General features: G+C 69.4%; 19 protein-coding genes, 1 tRNA gene and 1 pseudogene. 11 read left to right on the top strand and 10 right to left on the bottom strand.

All coding sequences use genetic code 11. The features are described 5' to 3' along the window. Positions 1-4 precede the first annotated feature (4 nt). Genes tilS through dacB form a run of 3 tightly spaced genes read right to left on the bottom strand, consistent with a single transcriptional unit; the run spans position 5 to position 3,380 of the window. Positions 5-964 (bottom strand): tRNA lysidine(34) synthetase TilS, encoded by a 960-nt coding sequence (tilS, locus tag ACNQS7_RS22475; protein ID WP_418014270.1) that lies wholly within the window; start codon positions 962-964, stop codon positions 5-7. Beyond that, complete coding sequence (locus tag ACNQS7_RS22470; RefSeq protein ID WP_418014269.1) at positions 943-1,995, bottom strand: zinc-dependent metalloprotease; 1,053 nt, start codon at positions 1,993-1,995, stop codon at positions 943-945. Before ACNQS7_RS22470 ends, tilS begins: the two co-directional genes overlap by 22 nt. Further along, positions 1,992-3,380 carry a D-alanyl-D-alanine carboxypeptidase/D-alanyl-D-alanine-endopeptidase gene (gene dacB, locus ACNQS7_RS22465; RefSeq protein ID WP_418014268.1) on the bottom strand — a complete coding sequence of 463 codons (1,389 nt, stop codon included), beginning with the start codon at positions 3,378-3,380 and terminating at the stop codon, positions 1,992-1,994. The genes ACNQS7_RS22470 and dacB overlap by 4 nt, the downstream gene beginning before the upstream one ends. A gap of 91 nt (positions 3,381-3,471) precedes the next feature. Here dacB and ACNQS7_RS22460 point away from each other — a divergent pair, with 91 nt between their 5' ends. The 4 genes from ACNQS7_RS22460 to ACNQS7_RS22445 are packed head-to-tail and all read left to right on the top strand — an operon-like array spanning position 3,472 to position 6,305. Then, on the top strand, positions 3,472-3,960 hold the full coding sequence (locus ACNQS7_RS22460) for an inorganic diphosphatase (protein ID WP_418014267.1): 489 nt from the start codon (positions 3,472-3,474) through the stop codon (positions 3,958-3,960). Continuing rightward, positions 3,957-5,255, top strand: a complete 1,299-nt coding sequence (locus ACNQS7_RS22455; protein WP_418016104.1) for a hypothetical protein — start codon at positions 3,957-3,959, stop codon at positions 5,253-5,255. Before ACNQS7_RS22460 ends, ACNQS7_RS22455 begins: the two co-directional genes overlap by 4 nt. A gap of 13 nt (positions 5,256-5,268) precedes the next feature. Then, positions 5,269-5,970 (top strand): glycosyltransferase family 2 protein, encoded by a 702-nt coding sequence (locus ACNQS7_RS22450; protein WP_418014266.1) that lies wholly within the window; start codon positions 5,269-5,271, stop codon positions 5,968-5,970. Continuing rightward, positions 5,967-6,305: a DUF2304 domain-containing protein gene (locus tag ACNQS7_RS22445; protein WP_055577009.1), complete on the top strand. Its 339-nt coding sequence runs from the start codon at positions 5,967-5,969 to the stop codon at positions 6,303-6,305. Before ACNQS7_RS22450 ends, ACNQS7_RS22445 begins: the two co-directional genes overlap by 4 nt. On the opposite strand, the gene ACNQS7_RS22440 is transcribed toward ACNQS7_RS22445, so the two are convergent. Next, entirely contained in the window at positions 6,302-7,246 is a 945-nt protein-coding gene (locus tag ACNQS7_RS22440; RefSeq protein ID WP_418014265.1) for an NAD-dependent epimerase/dehydratase family protein, read from the bottom strand. The two genes, ACNQS7_RS22445 and ACNQS7_RS22440, sit on opposite strands and share 4 nt — an antisense overlap. Between ACNQS7_RS22440 and ACNQS7_RS22435 the strand changes: the two genes are divergently transcribed. The 3 genes and pseudogenes from ACNQS7_RS22435 to ACNQS7_RS22425 all read left to right on the top strand — a co-directional run bounded on the left by ACNQS7_RS22435 (position 7,212) and on the right by ACNQS7_RS22425 (position 11,087). Further along, positions 7,212-9,005: a hypothetical protein gene (locus ACNQS7_RS22435; RefSeq protein ID WP_418014264.1), complete on the top strand. Its 1,794-nt coding sequence runs from the start codon at positions 7,212-7,214 to the stop codon at positions 9,003-9,005. The two genes, ACNQS7_RS22440 and ACNQS7_RS22435, sit on opposite strands and share 35 nt — an antisense overlap. A 73-nt stretch (positions 9,006-9,078) precedes the next feature. Then, a pseudogene (locus tag ACNQS7_RS22430) lies at positions 9,079-10,272 on the top strand (PE family protein); the annotation flags it as partial. Positions 10,273-10,304: 32 nt separating this feature from the next. Then, positions 10,305-11,087 (top strand): enoyl-CoA hydratase/isomerase family protein, encoded by a 783-nt coding sequence (locus tag ACNQS7_RS22425; protein WP_418014263.1) that lies wholly within the window; start codon positions 10,305-10,307, stop codon positions 11,085-11,087. On the opposite strand, the gene ACNQS7_RS22420 is transcribed toward ACNQS7_RS22425, so the two are convergent. From ACNQS7_RS22420 to ACNQS7_RS22410, 3 genes are all read right to left on the bottom strand, one after another. Next, positions 11,084-11,917: a PE family protein gene (locus ACNQS7_RS22420; protein ID WP_418014262.1), complete on the bottom strand. Its 834-nt coding sequence runs from the start codon at positions 11,915-11,917 to the stop codon at positions 11,084-11,086. The genes ACNQS7_RS22425 and ACNQS7_RS22420 overlap by 4 nt on opposite strands. A gap of 100 nt (positions 11,918-12,017) precedes the next feature. Further along, positions 12,018-12,093: transfer RNA gene (locus ACNQS7_RS22415), tRNA-Thr, on the bottom strand. Between the two features lie 23 nt (positions 12,094-12,116). Continuing rightward, positions 12,117-13,334 carry a DNA polymerase III subunit delta' gene (locus ACNQS7_RS22410; RefSeq protein ID WP_418014261.1) on the bottom strand — a complete coding sequence of 406 codons (1,218 nt, stop codon included), beginning with the start codon at positions 13,332-13,334 and terminating at the stop codon, positions 12,117-12,119. 110 nt (positions 13,335-13,444) lie between these two features. Between ACNQS7_RS22410 and ACNQS7_RS22405 the strand changes: the two genes are divergently transcribed. After that, positions 13,445-15,100 (top strand): adenylate/guanylate cyclase domain-containing protein, encoded by a 1,656-nt coding sequence (locus tag ACNQS7_RS22405; protein ID WP_418016103.1) that lies wholly within the window; start codon positions 13,445-13,447, stop codon positions 15,098-15,100. Here ACNQS7_RS22405 and topA read toward each other — a convergent pair. The 3 genes from topA to cspA form a co-directional block, all read right to left on the bottom strand. After that, positions 15,097-17,907, bottom strand: a complete 2,811-nt coding sequence (gene topA / locus ACNQS7_RS22400; RefSeq protein ID WP_418014260.1) for a type I DNA topoisomerase — start codon at positions 17,905-17,907, stop codon at positions 15,097-15,099. The two genes, ACNQS7_RS22405 and topA, sit on opposite strands and share 4 nt — an antisense overlap. Before the next feature lie 204 nt (positions 17,908-18,111). Continuing rightward, positions 18,112-18,690 carry a hypothetical protein gene (locus ACNQS7_RS22395; protein WP_418014259.1) on the bottom strand — a complete coding sequence of 193 codons (579 nt, stop codon included), beginning with the start codon at positions 18,688-18,690 and terminating at the stop codon, positions 18,112-18,114. A gap of 127 nt (positions 18,691-18,817) precedes the next feature. Beyond that, on the bottom strand, positions 18,818-19,021 hold the full coding sequence (cspA, locus tag ACNQS7_RS22390) for a cold shock protein CspA (protein ID WP_003419650.1): 204 nt from the start codon (positions 19,019-19,021) through the stop codon (positions 18,818-18,820). A 312-nt stretch (positions 19,022-19,333) separates the two neighbouring features. Between cspA and ACNQS7_RS22385 the strand changes: the two genes are divergently transcribed. From ACNQS7_RS22385 to ACNQS7_RS22375, 3 genes are all read left to right on the top strand, one after another. Further along, entirely contained in the window at positions 19,334-21,643 is a 2,310-nt protein-coding gene (locus ACNQS7_RS22385; RefSeq protein WP_418014257.1) for a DEAD/DEAH box helicase, read from the top strand. A gap of 132 nt (positions 21,644-21,775) precedes the next feature. After that, positions 21,776-24,373, top strand: coding sequence for a PE family protein (locus ACNQS7_RS22380; RefSeq protein WP_418014256.1), 2,598 nt, complete (start codon positions 21,776-21,778; stop codon positions 24,371-24,373). A 147-nt stretch (positions 24,374-24,520) separates the two neighbouring features. Next, complete coding sequence (locus ACNQS7_RS22375; protein WP_418014255.1) at positions 24,521-25,327, top strand: PE family protein; 807 nt, start codon at positions 24,521-24,523, stop codon at positions 25,325-25,327. The last annotated feature ends 120 nt before the right edge of the window (positions 25,328-25,447 follow it).

The following is a 25,447-nucleotide window of genomic DNA, read 5'->3' as shown; positions in this document are numbered from 1 at the left end:
GGCGTCAAATTACCTGCTGGCGCAACATAAGTACGCCGTCGCGCCGGCCCGCGAACAGACGCTGACCGCGCAGCTTGGACCCCACCGCCACTCCGCCCTGGCCGCGCCACGCGGTGACCAATGTGTCCACCCCGCGGATCTGCTTGTCGGTCAAACCGATCGCACCGCCGGCCAGCAACCACCCTCGGATCACCCGTCGGCGCACCGGCGCGGGCAGCGCGGCCAGGGCCGTGGTGTCCAACCCGGCGCCGGTCGTGACGGTAGGCCGCGCGTCGGCGGCGATCGCGTCGATCAGGTCGGTGTCCTCACGCAACGCCGTCGCCGTGCGGGCCAGCGCCTCGGCGACACCGCCGCCCAGCACGTCCTCCAGCAAGGGCAGCACCTCACTGCGCAGCCTGGCCCGGGTGAACCGGCGATCCACGTTGTGGGGATCCTGCCAGGGGGTCAGGCCGAGTTCGGCGCAGGCGTCGTGGGTCACCGCCCGTCGCACGCTCAGCAGCGGCCGGCACCAAGGCGGATCGTGTGGACGCATGCCGGCGATCGATCGCGCTCCCGAACCGCGGCCGAGCCCCAGCAACACCGTCTCGGCCTGATCGTCGAGCGTGTGAGCCAGCAGCACCGGCCCGTCCCGGCGAGACTGCAGCGCGGCATAGCGGGCGGTGCGGGCGGCGGCTTCCGGGCCGCCATCACCGGTCACCTCGACCCGCAGCACCTCCGCCGAACGACACCCCAGCGAAACAGCTTGCGCCCGTGCCGTTTCCGCAACCAAAGCGGAGTCAGCCTGTAAGCCGTGGTCGACGATCAACGCGGTGGTGGGCCGCAGTTCCGCGGCAACCGCGGTCAACGCCAACGAATCCGGCCCGCCGGACAGAGCCACGGCCCAGCGATCGGTATCAGCCAGATAGCCCTGCGCGAATTCGCTTACCGCCCTGCGCAGTCGGGCTACAGCACCCTGTCGATCCATCGCTGCGGGTGCTCGATCTCGGTGGGCTTGGGCAACGTCTCGGGACCCGTCCAGATCGCGTTGAACCGCTTCATCCCCACCCGGTCCACCACGTGGTCGACGAAAGCCTTGCCGCGGGTGTACTGACTGAGTTTGGCCTCGAAGCCCAACAGTGCACGCACCAGCCGCTGCAACGGCGGCTGCTTGCGCAGGCGGCGTTCGTCGAACTTGCGGCGGATCGCGGCGACCGACGGCACCACCACCGGCCCGACCGCGTCCATCACGTGCTCGGCGTGCCCTTCCAGCAAGGTTCCCAGGACCAGGAGTTGGTCCAGCGCCTGCCGTTGCGGCTCGGACTGAACCGCGCGCACCAGGCCCAGGATCCCCTCGGGCTGGGCCTCGTCGCGTCCCCGATTGCGGACGAACTCCGCGAGCCGGCCGGCCACCTCGCGGAGGTCTTCGGTCGGCTCCTGAGTCAGCAGACTCAGCGAGCTCGACATGTGCCCGGCGATCCACGGGTTGGCAGTGAACTGCACGCGGTGGGTCACTTCATGCAGGCACACCCACAGCCGGAAATCGGAGGGGTCCACCTTCAATTGGCGTTCCACGCCGATGACGTTGGGATACACCAGGAGCAGGGTGCCGGAGTCGGGACTGGTGAACGGGTCGTACTGCCCGAGGATGCCGGAGGAGACGAACGCCAGCACGGCACCCGTCTGGGCGCCGGTCAGCCGGCCGGTGACGAAACTGTGCGGCTTCTCGGCGCCGTTGGTCATGGCACGCATCGACTCGGCGGCCGCCCGGATCCATTCCCGCCGGTCCACGATGCGGGCCGGCGGCACCGTGTCCGCGGTGATCAGACCGGTGACTTCGCGAACCGGCGGCTCGGCCTGCTCGGCCGCCCGGCTCAACTCCTCCATCACCTGTCGACGCGTGTAATCAGAGGTGACCGGACCCCCGCGGGCCAGCTTCTCTCCCACCGTGGCGGCGAACCCCCAGTCGACGGCGTTGCCCATCGAAAGGCCGGACGACCGGGACGTCGAAGGGCTCATGTCGTGCACCCGCAGAACCACAGCTTGGTGGCCAGCGCGTCCATCGCGTTGCGGCCGTTGGGTCCGGCGTCGTTGGAGATGAAGGCGAAGGTCAGGACCCGTCCGCTGGCATCGTTGAGCAACCCGACCAGCGAGTTCACCGCCGTCAGTGAGCCGGTCTTGGCGCGCAGCCAACCGGCCGGACCCATAGTGGTGGAGCGGTCCAGGAAACGTTCGCCGAGCGTGCCGCTGCCGCCGGCGATCGGCAACAGATCCAGTAGCGCCCGCAACGACGGCTGATCGGGTCCGGCCGCGGCCTGCATCACCCCGTCGAGCGTCCGGGCCGTCAGACGGTCGTTCACCGACAGCCCGCTGGAGTCCACCAGCGCGGCTCCGCCGGTGTCGACGTGGGCGGTGTTGAGCCTGCTGGTGACGGCGTCGACCGCGCCGGTGAAGCTCTGAGGCCGGTTGATCGCGGCGGCCACCTCACGGCCGATGCACTCAGCCATCACGTTGTCCGAGGCGTTCATCATCTGCGAAAGCCGCTGGATCAGCGGCGCCGACTGCACCACCGCCAGTTGCCGGGCCCCGGCAGGCGCGCTGGCGACGGTCACCGCCGCCGGGTCCAGGCCCAGGGCGATCGCCAGCTGGCGTCCGGCGTCCAGCGCCGGGGTTTTGGAACGTCTCGAGTTGACCGTGGTCGGCTGGATCCGCCCGGCGTCGATCATCGCGGACTCGATCGGCGCCACGTCACCGTTGTCGATGTCTGCCGGGTCCCAGCCGGGCGCCAACCCGGGACCGCTGAACGCCGAGGTGTCGACCTGCACGGCCGTCGGGGTCATGCCGCTGCGGTGCACCTGTTCGACCAGGTCACTGATGCGCGCCGCACCCCGGTACCAGGTCTCGACACCGGGCGGCGCCGCCGACAACGTCGGATCCCCGGCACCGACCAGCACCACCGGCCCCTGGGCGGCCTGACCCGCCGCCACCACCCGGGTGCTGATCCGGGCCTGCCGGTCCAGGGTGAGCAGGGCCGCCGCCGCGGTCAGCACCTTGTTCGTCGATGCCGGCACCATCGGCAGGTCGTCGAGTTGCCGCCACAGTTCCTTGCCCGTGATCGCGTCGGTGATCCGCCCGCCCAGCCGGCCGAGATTCGGGTCGGCCACGGCGGCGGCCAGCGCTGCCGTCACCCCTCCGGCGCTGGGCACGGGCGCATTGTCGGCGACCGGAGTCACCCCCGCCTTGACCGTCGGTGGCCGCGGCGGCGGAACCGGGGACCGCGCCCCGCCGGCGCCGTGCCCGCCGGTGGTGAACAGCACGGCGGCCGCTACGACGGCAGCGACGAACGCAAGCACCACCAGCCCGACCAGCAGGTGGGTGGACTTGCGCCAGCTTTTGGGGCCCATGTAGATCGCTGCACTCCTGTCTTTTCGTGTCCCATTCTGCCGAATCGGCCGCCAGGCAGTGCCGCGGCACCTGCTCGACTACTGTGTACCCGTGCAATTCGACGTGACCATCGAAATTCCCAAGGGTCAGCGCAATAAGTACGAGATCGACCACGAGACCGGACGCGTGCGCTTGGACCGCTACCTCCACACCCCGATGGCCTACCCGGCCGATTACGGCTTCATCGAGGACACCCTCGGTGAGGACGGGGACCCGCTGGACGCGCTGGTGCTGCTGCCCCAGCCGGTGTTCCCGGGGGTGCTGATCGAGGTGCGGCCGGTGGCGATGTTCCGCATGGTCGACGAGAAAGGCGGCGACGACAAGGTGTTGTGCGTGCCGGCCGGTGACCACCGGTGGGACCACGTCCAAGACATCGACGACGTTCCCCCGTACGAGCTGAACGACATCAAGCACTTCTTCGAGCACTACAAGGACAACGAGCCGGGCAAGTTCGTCGAAGCCGCCGACTGGGTCGGCCGGGCCGAGGCCGAGGCCGAGGTTCAGCGTTCGATAGAGCGATTCCAGGCCGAAGGGCACTGAAGCTTCCGTCCGATAGTGTCGCCACGGTGACGGACGGCGCGGGCACCCCGGGAGCCACCGGAGCCTCCGTGGGACCGATCGCGCGCGGCAGTGTCGCACGGGTTGGCACCGCGACGGCGGTGACCGCGCTGTGCGGCTATGCGGTGATCTACCTCGCCGCGCGCGACCTCGCGCCGAGCGGCTTCTCCATCTTCGGCGTCTTCTGGGGCGCGTTCGGGCTGGTCACCGGGGCCGCTAACGGCCTGCTGCAGGAAACGACCCGGGAAGTCCGCGCTATGCAGTATCTGGACGTGCTCCCGGACGGCGCCCGCACCCATCCGCTGCGGGTCGCCGGCCTGGTCGGGCTGGCCTCAGCCTCCGTGATCGCGGCCAGCGCGGTGCTGTGGAGCGGCCGGGTCTTTGTCGAGGACCGCTGGTTGTCGGTCGCGCTGCTCAGCGTCGGTCTGGCCGGGTTCTGCCTGCACGCGACGCTGCTCGGCACGCTGGCCGGCGTCAACCGGTGGGGCCAGTACGGCGCCTTGATGGTGACCGACGCCGTCATCCGGGTGGCGGTCGCGACGGCGACCTTCGTACTCGGCTGGGGCCTGGTCGGGTTTCTGTGGGCGACGGTTGCCGGCTCGGTGGCCTGGCTGATCATCCTGGTTTCCTCACCTGCGGCACGGACAGCAGCGCGCGTACTGACGCCCGGCAGCACCGCGACGTTTCTGCGTGGTGCGGCCCACTCGATCACCGCGGCGGGGGCCAGCGCCATCCTGGTCATGGGATTTCCGGTGCTACTCAAGCTGACGTCGACCGAGCTGGGCGCCCAGGGCGGCGTCGTGATCCTGGCGGTGACGCTGACCCGGGCGCCGCTGTTGGTCCCGCTGACGGCAATGCAGGGCAACCTGATCGCGCATTTCGTCGACGAACGCAGCCACCGGTTGCGGGCCCTGATCTCACCCGCCCTACTCATCGGCGGCATCGGCGGGCTGGGAGTGCTGCTAGCCGGCCTGATCGGTCCGTGGTTGTTGCGCTCCGCGTTCGGTGCGCAGTATCAGGCCAGTAGCGCGCTGCTGGCCTGGTTGACGGCCGCCGCGGTGGCCATCGCGCTACTGACGCTCACCGGCGCCGCGTCGGTGGCCGCTGCGCTGCACCGCGCGTACTCGCTGGGGTGGGTCAGCGCCACGGTGGCCTCCGGGCTGCTGCTGGCGCTGCCGATAGCACTGGAGACGCGCACCGTCATCGGTCTGCTGTGCGGTCCCATGGTGGGAATCGCCGTCCATCTGATCGCGCTCGGGCGCGGCGAACGCGTGTAATTTTGGCCTTGAAATGGCCCTGAAAATGGATTACTCCGACGCCTGGATCATCGTCCCCGCCTTCAACGAAGCCGTCGTCATCGGCGAGGTTGTCGCCGAACTGCGAACCGCCTTCGACCACGTCGTGTGCGTGGACGACGGCAGCGCGGACGGCACCGGCGAGATCGCGCGGCAGGCCGGTGCGGTGCTGGTGCGTCATCCCATCAATCTGGGCCAGGGGGCGGCGATCCAGACCGGCGTCGAGTACGCCCGGATCCAGTCCGGCGCCAGGGTGTTCGCCACGTTCGACGCCGATGGCCAGCACCGCGTCAAGGACGTTGTCAGGATGATCGACCGGCTGAACCAGGGCGACGTCGACATCGTGATCGGCACCCGATTCGGCGGGCAGGTCGCCAACCGGCCGCCATTGCTCAAGCGGTTGGTGTTGCAGACGGCCGCGCGGCTGAGCCGCCGGGGCCGCCGGCTCGGTCTCACCGACACCAACAACGGCCTGCGGGTGTTCAACAAGACCGTCGCCGACGGGATGAACATCACCATGAGCGGAATGAGCCACGCCACCGAGATCGTCATGATGATCGCCGAAAACCATTGGCGGGTGGCCGAAGTGCCGGTCGAGGTGCTCTACACCGAATACTCCAAGTCGAAGGGGCAGCCGCTGCTCAACGGCGTCAACATCATCTTCGACGGATTCCTGCGAGGGAGGATGCGGCGATGAACTGGATCCAGGTGTTGCTGATCGGGTCGATCATCGTGTTGCTGGTGTTCCTGCTGCGGTCGCGGCGCAGCGCGCGGGCACGCGCTTGGGTGAAGGTGGGCTACGTCCTGTTCGTGCTGCTCGGGGTATACGCGGTGCTGCGACCGGACGACACTACGGTGGTGGCGCACTGGTTCGGGGTGCGGCGCGGCACCGACCTGATGCTCTACGGGCTGATCATGGCGTTCAGCTTCACCACGCTCAGCACCTATATGCGGTTCAAAGACCTGGAACTGCGCTACGCCCGGCTGGCCCGCGCGATCGCGCTCGAGGGAGCACAGGCGCCCGAGAGCTAAGCGTGCTTGTGCTGCCGGAAGTACTCCACAGTACGGCGCACACCCTCATCCAGAGCCACCTGTGGCCGCCAGCCCAAAACCTCTGCAGCTAAGGCGATGTCGAGACATGAACGCTTCAGGTCGCCCAGCCGCGGCGGATGGAACTCCGGGTCGTCCGGGCCGCCGACCGCCGCCGCGACGGCGGTGTGCAGCTGACGGTCCGAGGTCTCGATACCGGTGCCGACGTTGAAGCGCTGCCCGCCTCCGGCCGCACCGGACGCCTTGACGAAGGCGTCGACGACATCGTCGACGAACACGTAGTCGCGGGTGTTGGAGCCGTCGCCGAAGACTTTGGTCGGCCTGCCTTCCAACAGGGCCTGGGCGAAGATCGCGACCACGCCGGCCTCACCGTGCGGGTCCTGGCGCGGCCCGTAGACGTTGGCGGGCGCGATATGCGAGCAGTCCAGGTCGTAGAGGTGCCGGAAGGTGTTCAGGTAGATCTCCCCGGACACCTTCCCGGCGGCATACGGCGAGAAAGGGTCGGTCGGCACCGTTTCGGGTGTCGGGTACTGCGGCGGCACGCCGTAGATGGACCCACCCGAGGAGGTGTGCACCACCTTGCGCACCGCGGCGCGCTGGGCCGCCTCGGCCAGCCGGATGGTGCCGATCACATTGACCGACGCGTCGAACTGCGGGTTGGCCACCGAGTGCCGGACGTCAATCTGCGCGGCCAGGTGAAACACCACCTCGGGCCGATGCTCACCGAGGATGGCGTCCAGGTCCGATGTCACGATGTCGGCCTCGACGAAGACGTGTTCGGGGTTGTCGGCCAGGTGCTCGATGTTGGTCGCCCGGCCGGTCGCGAAGTTGTCCAGGCCGACCACCGTGTGCCCGTCGGCCAGGAGACGGTCGACTAGCGTCGACCCGATGAAACCGGCTGCCCCGGTGACCAGTGCTCGCACCGGCCCACCATACAGAGTCGCCGTGGTGGCAGCCGCGCTGATCATCGCGCAGCTGGTCGTTCGTGCCGTGCTGGCCTTCCGCGGCTACTTCTATTGGGACGATTTGATTCTCATCGGCCGGGCCGGCACCCAGGGCCTGCTTTCGCCGTCGTACCTGTTCGACGACCACGACGGGCACGTGATGCCGGGCGCCTTCCTGATGGCCGGGGTGATCGTCCGGCTGGCGCCGCTGGTGTGGACGTGGCCGGCGATCAGCCTCGTGGTGCTGCAGTTGCTCGCGTCGCTGGCGCTGTTGCGGGCGTTGTACGTGATCCTGGGCTGGCGGCCGGTGCTGCTGGTTCCGCTGACATTCGCACTGTTCACCCCGTTGGGGATACCGGGGTTCGCCTGGTGGTCGGCGGCGCTGAACTCGCTGCCCATGCTGGCTGCGCTGGCCTGGGTGTGCGGCGACGCCGTGTTACTGGCCCGTACCGGCAACCAGCGCTACGCGGTGACCGGTGTGCTGGCCTACTTCGGTGGCCTGCTGTTCTTCGAGAAGGCGGCGGTGATCCCGTTCGTCGCCTTCGCGGTGGTGGCGCTGATCTGTCACCTTTCCGGTGCCGCCGCATTGCGCACGGCGTGGCGCGGCGGCGTCCGGTTATGGGTGGGGTCGCTGGCACTGACCGCCGGCTGGGTGGCGCTGTATTTGACGGTGGTGAATCAACGGCGCTGGAGTTCGGACCTGGCGATGACATGGGCGCTGTTGCGACGGTCGATCACCCACGGCATAGTGCCGGGTCTGGCCGGCGGCCCCTGGGACTGGGCCCGCTGGGCGCCGGCCTCGCCCTGGGCCACGCCACCTCCGGCGGTGATGCTGCTGGGCTGGGCGGTTCTGCTTGGGGCGCTGGTCATTTCACTGTTACGCAAGCAGCGCATCGGGTTGGTGTGGCTCACCGCGGTCGGTTACGCGGTCGCCTGCCAGGTGCCGATCTATCTGATGCGGTCGTCGCGGTTCACCGCTTTGGAACTCGCGCAGACGCTTCGGTATTTTCCGGACCTGGTCTTCGTACTCGCGCTGCTGGCCGCGATCGCGTTCACGGCACCGAACCGGGAGTCGTCCGGTTGGCTGGACTGGTCGCGGCTCCGTACCGCGCTGACATCTGTTGTGGCACTGGCGTTTCTGACCAGCAGCCTGTATTCGACGGCGACGTTCCTGACGTCGTGGCGGGACAACCCGGCCGAGCCCTACCTGAAGAACGCCCAGGCCGGGCTGGCGGCCGCCGACACCCCGTTGTTGGACCAGGAAGTCGATCCGTTGGTGCTGCAGCGGGTCGCCTGGCCGGAGAACCTGGCCAGCCACATGTTCGCACTGCTGCGAGACAGACCCGAATTCACCTCGGCCACAACACAATTGCGGATGCTCAACAGCAAGGGCCAGCTGGTCGACGCGCGGGTGACCTGGGTGCGGACCATCACACCGGGCCCGGTACCCCGGTGCGGCTACTTCGCCCAGCCCGACCAGCCGGCACGACTGGTTCTGGACGGCCCGTTGTTGCCCGCCGACTGGACCGTCGAATTGAACTACCTGGGCAACAGCGACGGCTCGATGACGCTGGCGCTGTCCGAGGGACCTGAGGTCAAGGTGCCGGTGCATCCGGGACTCAACCGCGTCTACGCCCGGCTGCCCGGCGCCGGGGACGCGATCACGGTCCGGGCCACCACCGCCGCGCTCTCCCTGTGCCTGGCGTCGGGACCGGTGGGATTTCTGGCGCCGCTCTGAGCGGCGGGATGAAACGTTCTGACCAGCGAAGCCGATACGCTGATTGTCGATCAGTCCGAGCGGGAGGGCAGCGTTGTCGCACGTGTTCGCGGTTCCGGAGCTGATGGCCTCGGCGGCAACGGATCTGGCGGGCATCAGGTCGGCGCTGCGCGCCGCCGACGCGTCCGCTGCGCTGCCCACCTCGGCGGTGCCGGCCGCCGGCAACGACGAGGTGTCGGCGGCAGTGGCGGAGCTGTTCTCCGGCTACGCGCGGCAGTATCAAGCGCTGAGTGCCCAGGCCGAGTCATTCCACCAGCGGTTTGTGCAGTTGCTGACCTCAGGTGCCGGGGCCTATGCGTCCGCGGAGGCCAGCAACGCCGGACCGCTGCAGCCGGTGCTCGACCTCATCAATGCGCCGACCCAGGCGTTGCTCGGGCGCCCGCTGATCGGCAACGGCGCCGACGCGACGACGCCGGGCGGGGCCGGCGGGGCGGGCGGGCTGCTGATCGGCAATGGCGGGAACGGGGCGCCCGGTGGGGCGGGGCAGGCGGGCGGTGCAGGCGGAGAGGCCGGATTGATCGGCAACGGCGGTGTGGGCGGGATCGGCGGTAGTGGCGCTGCCGGCGGCGCCGGCGGCGCCGGCGGATGGCTGCTGGGCAATGGTGGCCTAGGCGGATCGGGAGGGCTGGGCGGGGGTAACGGCGGTGCCGGCGGGGTTGCCCGGGTCATCGGCTTCGGCGGTGCCGGCGGCGCGGGCGGAATCGGCGCACTGAGCGCGACGGGCGGCGGTGGCGGCGCGGGGGGTCAGGGCGGGTTCCTGTTCGGCGGCGGCGGCAACGGCGGCGCAGGCGGATTGGGTGGCGCGGCGGACGGCAGCGGGGTGGGCGGTGACGGCGGCATCGGCGGAGCGGGCGGGGCCGCGGGTCTGGTGTACGGCAACGGTGGTGTCGGCGGCTCCGGCGGCCAGGGCGGCGAGGCTTTCTCCTCCCCGGGCGGCGTCGGAGGCAACGGTGGCGCCGGCGGAGCGGGCGGTGACGCCGGCTGGGTGGGTACCGGCGGGAACGCCGGCGGCGGCGGCGCGGGCGGAATCGGCGGCGTGACCGGGTCCGGCGGTGACGGCGGCAATGGCGGGGCCGGTGGCTCAGCCAAGGTGATCGGCACCGGCGGCAACGGAGGGGCCGGTGGCGTGCCCAGTCCGCCATTCGGCGTCCCGTCCGGCGGAACCGGCGGGCCCGGCGGCGCCAAGGGCGTCGTCTTCGGCGCGGTCGGCCTGCCCGGGCCCAACGGCTGAGCCGTCCCCGCCTGGCTAGCATCCCAGTCATGACTCGCTACGAGACCCTCGACTTCGCCCAAGACGGGCCGGTGACACGGATCGCGCTCAACCGGCCGGACGCGGCGAACAGCATCAACGACGTGATGGGCCGCGAATTGATGGATGCGGCGAGCCGCTGCGATGTCGCCGGGACGAAGGTCGTGCTACTCACCGGCAACGGCCGGTTCTTCTGCGCCGGCGGAGATCTGGGCGCCATGGCACGCTCGCCGCTGGGTCCGGGCCGGTTCGTGAAGGGCCTGGCCGATGACCTGCATCGGGCGGTCTCGACGTTCGCCCGCATGGACGCGGTCCTCATCGTCGCCGTCAACGGCGCGGCGGCCGGAGCCGGATTCAGTCTCGCGCTGATCGGCGATCTCGTGCTGGCCGCCGAATCGGCGAGCTTCACGATGGCCTACACCAAGGCGGGGCTGAGCCCCGACGGCAGCTCGTCCTACTACCTGCCGCGGCTCGTCGGGGTGCGGCGCACCCAAGAGCTGATGTTGACCAACCGGCGGCTCTCGGCAGCGGAAGCGGCGCAGTGGGGACTGGTCACCGAGGTGGTGCCCGATGACACGCTGGTCGGCCGCGCCGACGCTCTTGCCGCGCAAATGAGTTCTGCCGCAAAGCTTTCCAGTTCATCAGTGAAAAAGCTGCTGCTGCTCAGTTTCAGCAACGGCCTGGAGGAACAGATGGAGATCGAAGGGCGGATGATCGCAGCATGCGCCGGTAGCGCCGACGGCCAGGAGGGCATCGACGCGTTCCTCAACAAACGCCGGCCCGAGTTCGCCTAGGAGGGCCAGAGCAGCGCAGGAATGGCCCCGGGCGGCGGCCAGGCGTGGTCGTTGCGGTAAGCCCATGTCTCCCAGGGATTGTCGTAGTAAGCGATCGTCGTGATCACGCGGGACAGGTCTTCTTCGGGGTGCAGCAACCAGTATCCGTTCGCGACGAGGGTGCCGCCCGTGGTCCAGGCGGAGTAGCTGGCCGAGAACAGCGGGCCGAACAATCTGTTCTGCCAGACATGCAGCGCTTCGTGGTTGAGCATGAGGTCCGCGGCCTTCGGGCTGTAGCCGAGATTGCTGGTGACGTTGCCGAACGTGGTGGCATACCCGGACAGGCCGATACCGCCGCGGTAGACGTGCGAGCCGGCCAGTGCGCTCAGCGCCGGGTCGTAGTTGGAGTTCGGCGTGAACTCGTTGACGATCTGCACGCCGTAGCCCAATGCCGTGCCCGGGGCGCCCCAGGTGTAGTCCAGGATTAACGCGGCCCAGCCGCGTGGGTCGCTGAAGTCGTAGATGGCGAACTGGCGGCGGATGAACCCGGTCGCATCCATCAGCGCCGAGTTCGTGGCCTCGGCAGCCGCATATGACTCCGCCGCCGCCTGGATCGACTGCCCGAACTGCTGCAGCAACGTTCGGGTTTGCACGCCGAGCGCCTGAAACTGCTGTCCGTATCCGGCGAACAGCTCTGCCACCGCCGTCGAGATCTCGTCGGCCGCGGCAGCGGCAAGGGCGGTGGTCGGCCGGGCAGCGGCCAGCCGCGCCGCGTCGAGGCCCGAGGCAACGCCGTCGACGTCCGCTGTCCCCGTCGTCAGCGACCCTGGCGCCACGACCAGCTGCGACATTCGGTGTCCTCCCCCTGACCCGTCGGAACGACTCCTGATTATGGACGTCAGAAACCGGCGCATCCGGCATTTGATGAATCCGGCGTGGGAGGTCGAGCCGTGGAGCCGCCTAGGAGAATCGAACTCCTGACCTATTCATTACGAGTGAATCGCTCTACCGACTGAGCTAAGGCGGCGTGCCCTCGCGGGCGGCACGAGTCTAACGCAGTTGCTGACCGATGGTGGCAACCATGGCGTCGACGGCGAACTTGGGCTTGACGTTGATCGCCAAGGCTTCCCGGCACTCCAGCACGGCTTCGATGCAGCGCAGCAGCCGCTCGGGGGTGGCGTGGCCGGCCAGCGACGCCACCCGCTCGGCCATGTCGGGGTGATTCGCGCGGACGTGACCCGCGTGCGCCGAGACCACCAGCGCGTCCCGGAAATACGTGGCCAGGTCGATCAGCGCCCGGTCCAGGGCGTCGCGCGAGGCCCTGGTCTGGCGGGATTTCTGCCGTCGCTCCAGGTCTTTGATCGCCCCCGCCGCACCGCGCATCGCCCCAGCCGCGCCTTTCCCGGTGCCACCGGCTCCCAGCGCGGTGCGCAGTTCCTCCGTCTCGACCTCGGCCCGTCCGGCGGTGAGCGCCAGCGCCTCAGCTTCGGCGGCGGCCACCAGTTCCTCGGCAGCGGTGTAGGCGCGGGCCGGCCGCGCGGCGTCGCGAACCAGCTCCAGCGCCTGCTGACGACGCTGCCGGGCCTCGGGGTCGGTGGCCAGCCGGCGCGCCCGCCCGACGTGCCCGCCGCTGACGGACGCTGCCCAGCCGGCGGTGTCGGCGTCCAGACCGTCGCCGTCGATCAGCACCTGTGCGATCGCCTCGGTCGGTGGTGTCACCAGCGCCACGTGCCGGCACCGGGAGCGCAGCGTGACAGCGATGTCCTCGGGGTCCACCGAAGGCGCGCACAGCAGGAAGACCGTTGACGGCGGCGGTTCCTCGACGACCTTCAACAGCGCGTTGCCGGCGCCTTCGGTCAACCGGTCGGCGTCCTCGATCACCACGATCTGGTGACGACCGGTGGTGGGACGACGGGACGCGACCTGGACGATGCCACGCATCTCGTCCACGCCGATGGACAGGCCCTCGGGAATGACCCGCCTCACGTCGGCGTGGGTGCCCGCCATCGTCGTCGTGCAGGCGCGGCAACCCCCGCACCCCGGTTCGTCGTCTGACGTGCACTGCAGCGCCGCCGCGAAGCACAGGGCGGCCACCGAACGGCCCGAACCCGGCGGACCGGTGATCAGCCATGCATGTGTCATATTCCCGGCGCCGGGTGCTGCGTGACCCTGATCACTCCGGGAATCACCGCGTGCGGACCTGGCGGCGGCGAGCAGTTCGGCTTCCACCGCCTGCTGGCCTACCAGCCGCGTAAACACCCCGGTCATCATCGGCAACAGTAGTAAGGCCTCCCGACAGAGACCGATCAGCATCCGTTTTGCGATAAATCCGTGATCTTTCGGCAACTTTCGCCCACGTCGCGCGACGTGCCAGGGATATTTTTAGTTTCCGACGAGTCCCCGGTGACCGATACGGTGGGAGCGTGACCACGGCAGCGACACTCCCCCGGCGAATCAGCGCATTCGCCCGCTGGGTGGTGCGCACGCCGTGGCCCGTGTTTTCGCTGAGCATGCTGCAGGCCGACATCATCGGAGGCCTGTTCGTGCTCGGGTTCCTGCGTTACGGGCTGCCGCCGCATGACCGGATCGAGCTGGGCGACCTGCCGAAGCTGAACGTCGCGATCTTCATCAGCTCGGTGATCTTCCTGTTCTTCGCCGGGTTCGCCTGGAATCTCAAGCTGCTGGTCCCGGTGTTCCGGTGGCAACGCCGCGACAATCTGCTGGTCGAAGCCGACCCGTCCACCACCGAACTGGCCCGCACCCGCGCTCTGCGGATGCCCTTTTACCGCACCTTGACCAGCGCGGCGTCCTGGGCTGTCGGGAGCATCGTATTCATCATGGCCAGCTGGTCGGTGGCCCGCCAGGCCGCGCCGGTGGTGGTGGTCGCTACCGCGCTGGGCGCCACCGCGACCGCGATCATCGGCTACCTGCAGTCCGAACGGGTACTGCGTCCCGTCGCCGTCGCCGCGCTGCGCAGCGGCGTACCCGAGAGCGTGCAGGCGCCCGGCGTCATCCTGCGCCTGATGCTGACCTGGGTGCTGTCCACGGCCGTCCCGCTGCTGGCGATCGTCCTGGCGGTCGTCTCCGACAAGATCGCGCTACTGCACGCCTCCCCGGAGAAGCTGTTCAACCCGATCCTGCTGCTGGCCCTGGCGGCCCTGGGCATCGGGGCGGCCAGCACGCTGCTGGTGTCCATGTCGATCGCCGACCCGCTGCGCCAGCTCCGTTGGGCACTCTCGGAGGTGCAGCGCGGCAACTACAACGCGCACATGCAGATCTATGACGCCAGTGAGCTGGGCCTGCTGCAGTCCGGCTTCAACGACATGGTGCGCGACCTGTCCGAACGGCAACGGCTTCGCGACCTGTTCGGCCGCTACGTGGGCGAGGACGTGGCCCGGCGGGCGCTCGAGCGGGGCACCGAGCTGGGCGGCCAGGAGCGCGACGTCGCGGTGCTGTTCGTGGACCTGGTCGGCTCCACCCAGCTGGCCGCGTCACGACCGCCGGTCGAGGTGGTGCATCTGCTCAACGAATTCTTCCGGGTAGTGGTAGACACGGTCGGCCGGCACGGCGGGTTCGTCAACAAGTTCCAGGGCGACGCCGCGCTGGCGATCTTCGGCGCCCCGATCGAGCACCCCGACGGCGCGGGGGCCGCGCTGGCCGCCGCCCGCGAGTTGCACGACGAGCTCATCCCGGTGCTGGGATCCGCGGAGTTCGGCATCGGCGTTTCAGCGGGCCGCGCCATCGCCGGCCACATCGGGGCGCAGGCACGCTTCGAGTACACCGTCATCGGCGACCCGGTCAATGAGGCCGCCCGGCTCACCGAGCTGGCCAAGCTCGAGGCGGGCCACGTGCTGGCGTCCGCGATCGCCGTCAGCGGCGCGCTGGACGCCGAGGCACTGTGCTGGGACGTGGGTGAGGTGGTCTTTCTGCGCGGCCGCGCCGCGCCCACCCAGTTGGCGCGCCCCTTGAAACTGACCGAGCCGGAAGCCGGTGCCCGCGACTCGCAAGAGGTATCCAGCGACGTGAGCCGCTAGCTCCGCTTGGCGGCCTTCTTGGCCGGAGCCTTCTTCGCGGGAGCCTTGCGGGCGGTCTTCTTCGCGGTCCGTTTCACCGGCCCGCGGGCCCGCCGGTCGGCCAGCAACTCGGCAGCCCGCTCGTCGGTGATGGACAGGACGTCATCGCCCTTACGCAGGCTCGCGTTGGTTTCACCGTCGGTGACATACGGGCCGAAACGGCCGTCCTTGATCACCATCGGCTTGCCCGAAGCGGGGTCGTTGCCCAGCTCACGCAGCGGAGGCGCCGAAGCCGCCTGGCGCCCCGAACGTTTGGGCTCGGAGTAGATCTTGAGCGCTTCGTCGAGGGTGATGGTGAACATCTGATCCTCGGTCGCCAGGGAACGAGAATCGGTGCCGCGCTTCAGATATGGGCCGTAGCGCCCGTTCTGGGCGGTGATCTCCTCGCCGGAGGCGGGGTCTACACCGACCACCCGCGGCAGCGACAGCAGCTTCAGCGCGTCCTCGAGAGTCACCGTCTGAAGGTCCATGGTGCGCAACAACGAACCGGTGCGCGGCTTGGGTCCGGTGGGCTTCTTGCCTCTCTTCGCCCCGGCCCCGGCGCCGCCGTCGTCGCCCTCGGACTTCGGCAGCACCTCGGTGACGTACGGCCCGTATCGGCCGTCCTTGGCCACGATCTCGTGGCCCGTCTGCGGGTCCACGCCCAATACCCGTCCCTCCTGGGGAGTGGCGAACAGCTCCTCTGCCACTTCTAGGGTCAGCTCGTCGGGAGTCAGCGAGTCGTTGAGGTTGGCCCGTTGCGGGGTCGGTTCACCATCGTCACCGGTCACGGTGCGTTCCAGATACGGCCCGTTCTTGCCGACGCGCACGTAGACGGCGCGGCCCTCGGCGTCGTCAAACACTTTGATGGAGTTGACTTCTCGAGCGTCGATGCCTTCAAGGTTGACACCGACGAGCTTCTTCAGGCCGCCGGAGCGGGCCACCGAGTCGGGCACACCATGGTCGCCGCCGAAATAGAAGTTGTTGAGCCAGTTGGTACGTCGCTCGTTGCCGGAGGCGATAGCGTCGAGCTCGTCCTCCATCGCCGCGGTGAAGTCGTAGTCGACCAGCCGGCCGAAATGCTGTTCCAGCAACCCGATCACGGCGAAGGCGATCCAGGACGGCACCAGGGCGCTGCCCTTCTTGTACACGTAGCCGCGGTCCTGAATGGTCTTGATGATGGACGAGTAGGTAGACGGGCGGCCGATGCCCAGCTCCTCGAGCGCCTTCACCAGCGACGCCTCGGTGTAGCGCGCGGGCGGGTTGGTGGAGTGGCCGTCCGGTGTCAGCTCGATGGCGGCCAGCCGCTGCCCCGGCGTCAGGTTGGGCAGCCGGCGCTCGGCGTCGTCGGCCTCGCCTCCCGCCAGTTCGTCGACGGTTTCCACGTAAGCCTTGAGGAAGCCCGGGAAGGTCAGCGTGCGCCCGGACGCGGAGAACACCACCTGCTGCTCACCGGCGCGGCCTTCGATCCGCAGGCTCAGCGTGGTGCCCCGAGCATCGGCCATCTGCGAGGCCACGGTGCGCTGCCAGATCAGCTCGTAGAGCCGGAACTCGTCACCGTCGAGCTCGCGGCGCACGGCGTCCGGGGTCGCGAACGTCTCGCCGGCGGGCCGGATGGCCTCGTGCGCCTCCTGGGCGTTCTTCACCTTGCGGGTGTACTGGCGCGGCGACGGCGACACGTACTCCTCGCCGTAGAGCTGCCGCGCCTGGTTGCGGGCAGCGGTGATGGCCGACTGCGACAGGGTCGTGGAGTCGGTACGCATATAAGTGATGTAGCCGTTCTCGTACAGCCGCTGCGCGATGCTCATCGTGCGTTCGGAGGAGAACCGGAGCTTGCGGCCGGCCTCCTGCTGCAGCGTCGAGGTCATGAACGGCGGGTACGGACGGCGGGTGTACGGCTTCTCGTCGGCCGAGGCGACGCTGAGCTGCGCACCCTGCAGGTTGGTGGCCAGCGCCGTCGCGGCCGCCTCGTCGAGCACTACCACTTCGTCGGCCTTGCGCAAGACGCCCAGTGAGTCGAAGTCGCGGCCGGTGGCGACCCGAAGGCCGTCCACGTTGGTCAGGCGCGCGGCGAAAGTGGGCGGTTGCGCCTGCGGGTCGGACACGCTGGCGTCCAGCCTGGCCAGGATGTCCCAGTAGGACGCGCTGCGGAAGGCCATCCGGTCGCGTTCGCGCTGCACGATGATGCGGGTCGCCACTGACTGGACCCGGCCGGCCGACAGTTTGGGCGCCACCTTCTTCCACAGCACCGGACTGACCTCGTAGCCGTACAGCCGGTCCAGGATGCGGCGGGTCTCCTGCGCGTCGACCAGGTCGATGTCCAGGTCGCGGGGGTTTTCGGCGGCCTCGAGAATGGCCGGTTCGGTGATCTCGTGGAAGACCATCCGCTTGACGGGGACCCGGGGCTTGAGGGTCTCCATCAGGTGCCAGGCGATCGCTTCGCCCTCGCGGTCACCATCCGTCGCCAGGTAAAGCTCATCGACGTCCTTGAGCAGGCCTTTCAGCTCGGTGACCGTGCTCTTCTTCTCCGGACTGATGATGTAGAGCGGTTCGAAGTCGGCGTCGACGTTCACCCCCAGCCGCGCCCACGGCTCGGATTTGAACTTCGCCGGCACGTCGGCGGCCGCCCGGGGCAGGTCGCGGATGTGCCCTCGAGACGACTCGACAATGTAATTGGATCCCAGGTAACCAGCGAGTTTGCGCGCCTTGGTGGGCGACTCCACGATCACGAGTCGCCGGGTGCTGCCGTTTCTGCCGCTGCTAGCCCTCCTGGGGGCCCGGTCAACCAACTGCGCCTACGCTCCATCTCCTGTATCGGTCCCTGGGCGGAACCGTCTCGCAGAAACAATGACAGGGCGGCTCCCTGATATTCCGGGTTTCCGGTCAACCATTAGGTACGCCGCCTATCGTCGCCCCGCGGGCAACTGACAATTTCGCACCCTTGGGCGGGCCTGCGCAAACCGGCCCGCCGGGACGGGGGTCGCGACCGGCCCTCAGACGCGGGGCCACTGCGCTGCCGCACCGGGTCCGTCAGGGGCCTCTCCGACATTCTCTACCAGGCGCGATAGTCTTCGTCGGCCGCTGATCCGAAGCGCGGGGCGGGCACCGCGGGTACCTATCAAAGTGGGCGCGATCCCGACCCTCATCAGAGCCGATGCCAGCGGTGAATGGGTGTCCGGCGCGTGCGGGTCCAGCCCGAGCAGATAACGGTCAGCTTCCGGGCTGCCCGCCGCCAGGGTCCAGGCGCGCAACTCACGCGGACCCGGCAACCAGCGCGGTGGAACCGTCTTCACCGCGCCTCGCGTCCATTCAGTGGCGAGACTGCGCAGTGCGGGGTCCGCCGCCGTCCGCACCAACGGGTGGTCTTCGTCGGTCCGGGTGATCTCGGCAACCAGGCCGGCCGCCCGGATCATGTCGGCCAATGCCGAAGCACGCCAGGATTCGTCGACGACCACCGACAGCCTCGCACCGGCGCCCACCAGCACAATCTGGCCCGGTGCCGCCAGCAGCCCGCACAAGTCCCCGACCGCGGGCGGCACGGACTCCGCGGCGAAGAAGGAAAGCTGGCTCACGCCACAGACAGTAGGCCAGCGAGCGGACCCACGGCGGGTCCGCGTCGGCGCGGCGGTCCGGTACCGGTGCCCCAGAAACGAAAACCCCCGGACTGCTCCGGGGGTTCCGTTTGGGAATCTGCTCGAATCAGAGCGAGCGGACTCCGGTGGCCTGGGGGCCCTTAGGGCTGTGGCCGATCTCGAACTCGACCTTCTGGTTTTCTTCGAGGGTGCGGAAGCCCGTCCCCTGGATCTCCGTGTAGTGGACAAACACATCCGCGGATCCATCTTCGGGGGCGATGAAGCCGAAGCCCTTCTCCGCGTTGAACCACTTCACAGTTCCCTGTGGCATCTCTCGATCTTTCCTTTTCTTTCTGGGTGCGGGGCGCCGCCTTTCGATGCCCCGGGCCAGCCGCGACCGCCATACCTCGCGGAGTCGCCGGAACTTCACCCGACAGATAACCTCGCAGGAACCGCGACCGCAACGTCGATCCTGCGAAAGTTTTACACGAACACAGAAGCTGCGACCGCACTCAGTCAACCATGTTCAACGCGTCGGCGACAGTCTCTAGGCCCAGACAGACCGCCGAATGGCGGCTCAATTTACGTCAGCGTCATCACCGGGGGCCGCACCCGGCCGCGGCGGGGCCGAGAAAGGTAGCTGATGGCAAGTTTCGGCAGTGAGCTGCTTGCCGCCGCGCTTGCCGGTACCGCGGTCGACGAGCAACCTCTGCGTCACACCGCCGAGCTGCCGCCCCGCCCCGGCCGGCCACAGGGCTGGCCGGACTGGGCACGGCCCGAGGTGGTGCACGCATTCAACGACCGGGGAATCGCAGCGCCGTGGTCGCATCAGGTGCAGGCGGCCGAGCTGGCGCACGCCGGTCGTCATGTGGTGGTGAGCACCGGCACCGCGTCGGGCAAGTCGCTGGCCTATCAGCTGCCGGTGCTCAACGCCCTGGCCAGTGATCCGAGGGCCCGGGTGCTGTACCTGTCCCCCACCAAGGCGCTGGGCCACGATCAACTGCGCGCCGCCCAGGCGCTGGTCACCGCCGCTGCCCTGACCGACGTCGCGCCCACTGCCTACGACGGCGACAGCCCCACCGAAGTGCGGCGCTTCGCCCGCGAGCGCTCGCGCTGGATCTTCTCCAATCCCGACATGATCCACCTGTCGATCCTGCGCAACCACGCCCGGTGGGCGGTGCTGTTACGCGGCCTGAAGTTCGTGGTGGTCGACGAATGTCATTACTACCGAGGTGTTTTTGGTTCCAACGTAGCGATGGTGCTACGTCGCCTGTTACGCCTGTGCGCGCGTTATTCGTCCTACCCGACTGTCGTCTTCGCAAGCGCCACAACAGATTCCCCCGGTACCACGGCGACCGAGCTGATCGGCCAGCCGGTGACCGAGGTCACCGAGGACGGCTCGCCCCAGGGGGGCCGCACCGTCGCCTTGTGGGAGCCGGCCCTGCTGACCGACCTGGTGGGCGAGAACGGGGCCCCCGTTCGGCGATCCGCGGGGGCCGAGGCATCCCGGGTGATGGCCGACCTGATGGTCGAGGGCGCCCAGACTTTGACGTTCGTGCGGTCGCGACGGGCGGCAGAGCTGACCGCGCTCGGCGCACAAGCGCGCCTGAGTGACACTGCACCGCAATTGGTTTCGACGGTGGCGTCCTACCGCGCCGGATACCTGGCCGAGGACCGCAAGGCGCTGGAGAACGCGTTGGCCGAAGGCCGCTTGCGAGGGGTGGCCACCACCAATGCGCTGGAGCTCGGAGTCGACATCGCGGGCCTGGACGCGGTGGTGCTGGCCGGGTTTCCCGGAACGGTCGCGTCGTTCTGGCAGCAGGCCGGGCGCTCGGGACGGCGCGGCCAGGGTGCACTGGTGGTGCTCATCGCCCGCGACGACCCGTTGGACACCTACCTCGTGCACCACCCGTCCGCATTGCTGGACAAGCCGGTGGAAAGGGTCGTCATCGACCCGCGCAACCCCTACATCCTCGGTCCGCAACTTCTCTGCGCGGCAACCGAACTGCCGCTCGAGGAGGCCGAGGTACGGTCGCTGGACGCGGTGGAGGTGGCCGAGGGACTGGTCGACGACGGCCTGCTGAAACGGCGGGGCAGCAGGTATTTTCCAGCGCCGGGGATGGAACCCCATGGTGCGGTTGATATTCGGGGTTCCATCGGTGGCCAGATCGTGATCGTCGAATCCGACACCGGGCGCCTGCTGGGCAACACCGGCGTCGGGCAGGCTCCGGCCTCCATCCATCCGGGCGCGGTTTATCTGCACCAGGGCGAGAGCTACGTCGTCGACTCTCTCGATCTCGAGGAGGGCATCGCGTTCGTCCACGCCGAGGATCCCGGATACGCCACGTTCGCGCGGGAGGTCACCGACATCGCGGTGACCGGGCAGGGCGAGCGTTCCGTCTTCGGCCCGGTCACCCTGGGTCTGGTGCCGGTGACCGTCACCCACCAGGTGGTCGGGTATCTGCGCCGGCGCGGAAACGGCGAAGTGATCGACTTCGTCGAACTCAGCATGCCGCAGCATTCGCTGCCGACGATGGCAGTGATGTACACCATCGATCCGGAGGCATTGGAGCGCAACGGCATTGAGTTGCCGCGCGTGCCGGGGTCGCTGCACGCCGCAGAACATGCCGCCATCGGACTGCTGCCGTTGGTGGCAAGCTGCGACCGCGGAGATATCGGCGGGCTGTCGACCGCGCTCGGCCCAGAAGGTCTGCCGACGGTGTTCGTCTACGACGGCCATCCGGGCGGCGCGGGGTTCGCCGAACGCGGTTTTCACCGGGCCGACACCTGGCTGGGGGCCACCGCCGCGGCGATCCAGGCGTGTGAATGCCCGAACGGTTGCCCTTCGTGTGTGCAGTCGCCCAAGTGCGGCAACGGCAACGATCCGCTGGACAAGGCGGGTGCGGTGCAGGTGCTGCGCCTGGTGCTGGGTGCGCTCGGTCGGTTTGAGTGAGTTGTGCTCCCCCAATAGGGGGAAGAAATTTCGTACCGCGAACCCGCCTCTTGACCGAGGGTGCAGCGGCCCCTGCTGAGCAACGGTGATAACCGGAGTACCGGCCGCACTGGCGCAAAGGGGATCGAAGCAATGTCGTACGTACTGGCTGGCACAGAGGCGGTGGCGGCAGCAGCAACTGACGCGGCACGGATCGGTTCGTCGCTGCTGTCGGCGAACGCGGCGGCAGCATCCGCGACGACGTCGGTGGTGGCCGCGGGCGCCGATGAGATCTCGGCGGCGCTGGCCGAGCTGTTTTCCGGGCATGGGCGCGCCTATCAACGGCTGAGCGCGCAGCTGATGACGTTTCACGACCAGTTTGTGCAGACCCTCAATTCGAGTGCCGACAGCTACGCCAGAGCCGAGGCGGCCAATGTCTCGCCGCTGCAGTCGGTACTGGACGCCGTCAACGCGCCGATTCAGGCGGCCACCGGGCGGCCGCTGATCGGCAACGGCGCGAACGCGGCCCCCGGCAGCGGGCTCGATGGCGGGGACGGCGGGTGGCTGATCGGCAGTGGCGGTGCCGGTGGGGCCGGCGCGCCCAATACCAGCCAGAACGGCGGCAAAGGTGGTTCAGCCGGCCTGATCGGCGCCGGCGGCGCCGGGGGTGCGGGGGGCACGTCCGCAATGCCTGGTGGCGGGGCCGGCGGGGTCGGCGGGAACGGCGGAAACGGCGGGTGGCTCTGGGGCAACGGCGGCGCCGGTGGAGCCGGCGCGATGGCGGGCGGTGGCGGCTACGGCGGCAATGGCGGCGCGGGCGGGGCAGGCGGATTGTTCGGTGGCGGAGGAGCCGGCGGTACCGGCGGGCAAGGCAGCTACGACAACGGCGGGACCGGCGGCGCGGGCGGAGCCGGCGGACTACTCTCCGGGCTGGTAGGAGCCAGCGGCGGAAACGGCGGTGCCGGCGGTTACAGCGGCGCCAGCGGGGGCGCCGGGGGCGCCGGAGGGGCCGGCGGGTTAGTCGCCGGGTCCGGCGGGTCGGGCGGGGCCGGCGGTTACGGCGGCAACGGCGGCGTCGGCGGCGCGGGCGGAAACGCAGGTCAGCTGTTCGGTCACGGTGGTGCCGGCGGGCAGGGCGGTGACGCGATCACGAATGCTGGTCGGGGCGGCGCAGGCGGCAATGCCGGACTGCTGTTCTCCACCGGGGGTGCCGGCGGGGACGGCGGATCCAGCTACTTCAGCGGCGGCGGTGCCGGCGGGTCCGGCGGCAGCGGCGGTCTGATCGGCTTCGGTGGAAGCGGCGGCGCCGGTGGCTTCGGCGGCGGGGGTGTATGGGGATATGGCGGCCCGGGTGGCGCAGGTGGTGACGGCGGCCACGGTGGTCTGCTGTTCGGCAACGGCGGCGCCGGCGGCGCGGGCGGCGAGGGTGGCATCGGCAACGCCGGCAACGACGGCAATGGCGGAGATGCGGTACTGATCGGCAATGGCGGCAACGCCGGCACCGGTACGGTCGCCGGCACCGGCGGTACCGGTGGGACGGTGCTGGGTCTGGACGGCTTCAACGCCTTGCCCAGTGGCGACCCGGTGCACGTCGTGCAGCAGCAGATACTCCGCGCGATCAACGCGCCCGTGCAGTCGCTGACCGGACGCCCGTTGATCGGCAACGGCACACCAGGTGCGGCGGGTAGCGGGGCTGACGGCACTGCCGGCGGATGGCTGCTTGGTGATGGCGGTGCCGGCGGAGCGGCAGAGAGTGGCAGTGGACTGAACGGCGGCGCGGGCGGGGCAGCCGGACTGTTCGGCACCGGAGGCAACGGTGGGAGCGGCGCTGCGCCTCCGACCGGCACCGGCGGAACGGGCGGCGCCGGCGGCGCCGGCGGATGGATTTCCGGTAATGGCGGAATCGGAGGCATGGGTGGAGGTGGGCACAACTTCCTCGGTGAGGTTGGCGGCATCGGTGGGGTCGGGGGCGCCGGCGGCGCCGGCGGCCTGTTCGGCGCCGGTGGACGGGGTGGCGTTGGCGGCCTCTGCCTCACTGGAATCGGCATCGGTGGCACCGGCGGGGCCGGTGGAACGGGCGGACTGCTCGGCCCGCTGTCTGGCGGGGGTGCCGGCGGCGACGCGGGGTTCGGCATCAGCTCGGGTGGCATCGGTGGCAGGGGCGGCGATGCCGGGCTGCTGGGCGGCTCGGGTGGGGCCGGCGGGTTCGGCGGGCCCGGTGAGAACGAAGCGGGCGGGGCCGGCGGGGCCGGCGGCAACGGCAGTCTGGTTTTCGGCGACGGCGGGGCCGGCGGTGCGGGTGGGTCGACGCACGGACCCGAGTTCAAACCCGGTGGTGCCGGCGGCAACGGCGGCGCCGGTGCGCGGCTGTTCGGCAGTGGTGGCGCCGGCGGCGCCGGCGGAAACACCTATCTCCAGAAAGGCGGCGTCGGTGGCGCCGGCGGCGCCGCCGGTCTGCTCGGCGGCGGTGGCGCCGGCGCGGCCGGTGGCTTCGGCATCTCTGATCAGTCCGGTGACGGCGGTAGGGGCGGGGCCGGCGGGACGTGGTTGGGCTTCGGCGGCGCCGGTGGCGCCGGCGGTCCGGCCAGCCGCTCCATCGGAGGAATCGGCGGCTCCGGCGGGGCTGCCGGGTGGTTCGGCGGCGGCGGCAACGGCGGAAATGGCGGGACCGGCGACATCATCGGATTGGCCGGCATCGGGGGCCCCGGCGGCAAGGCGTGGGGTCAGGCCGGGCTGGACGGGTTGTCTTGAGCGAGCGCCGGACGCCCGGCGGGAATCTCGAAAATTCAGTGGTTTCATTTTCCGGAAAAGGCGCTACGGTGCTCATATCCATCGCTGCACGGCGAGGGAAAACAGACACTGGCCGAGTCTGTCGTTGTAGACCGATTGGGAGGTGTCATGTCGTTTGTGAACGCGGCGCCCGACCGCTTGGTGGCAGCGGCTCGCAATCTTGCCGGTATCGGTTCAACGCTCAGTGCTTCCAACGCAACCGCGGCGGCCCCGACATTGGCCGTCTCAGCCGCCGCCAGCGACCAGGTATCGGCCGCGGTCGCTGCGTTCTTCTCGGGGCATGCCCAGGGCTATCAGGCTCTCAGTGCCCAGGCCGCGAAATTCCACAACCAGTTCGTCCAGGCACTCAGCGCCGACGCGAATTCTTACGCATCGGCCGAGTCGGCCAACGCCGCTCAAATGCGTCAAGGCCTCGGTGCCGTACCGGAGGCCGCCCCGGTCGGCGTCGGTGAAACGGTCAAGGCGGCTACCGCGGCGCCCCCGGTCCCCAGCGGAGTCGCGTCCGCTGCCGATGCGATCCGCGGCCGCACCGCGAATCCGCGTCCGGGCACAGCGGTTGCGCCGGTAGGCGGTACTGCCGCCAAGGGCCAGGGCACCGGCTCGTCCGCCGAAGGCGGTACGCCCGGCGGGAACTGCGGCAGCGGGGGACTGTTGCTTCGCGCCGCCATGGTGAGCGAGCCTGCCGCCGGTTGGCCGGCGAGTGCTGTCAGAACCGGCGCTTCAGGAGGACTGCTGAGCCGGCTGGTCGACTCCGACGGCTCAAACGACCGGTCCGGCGCCGGCGCACGCAACGGCGTTTGGCTCGACGGCATCCGCGGCGCCGGTCTGATGGATGGCGCGAACGGGGCGGCCGTCATCCGGCGCGCCTCTGGCTCCGGCGGACTGTCAGCCGGCCGAATCGGCCCGCAACAGTAAACATCAAACACACCGGCCGTATCTCCGGGTGATCAAGCGCGGCATACGGCCGGCACTGTAGTGAACTCCCCTGGCGGACAGAAAGTTTGAGCAATTGTGAAATAAAGCTTGAATTGCGAT

This window comes from Mycobacterium sp. 23, from assembly GCF_048287075.1.
Lineage (GTDB): Bacteria > Actinomycetota > Actinomycetes > Mycobacteriales > Mycobacteriaceae > Mycobacterium > Mycobacterium gordonae_B.
The sequence above is the reverse complement of the archived record's forward strand: the minus strand, read 5'-3'. Positions and strand labels throughout refer to the sequence as shown.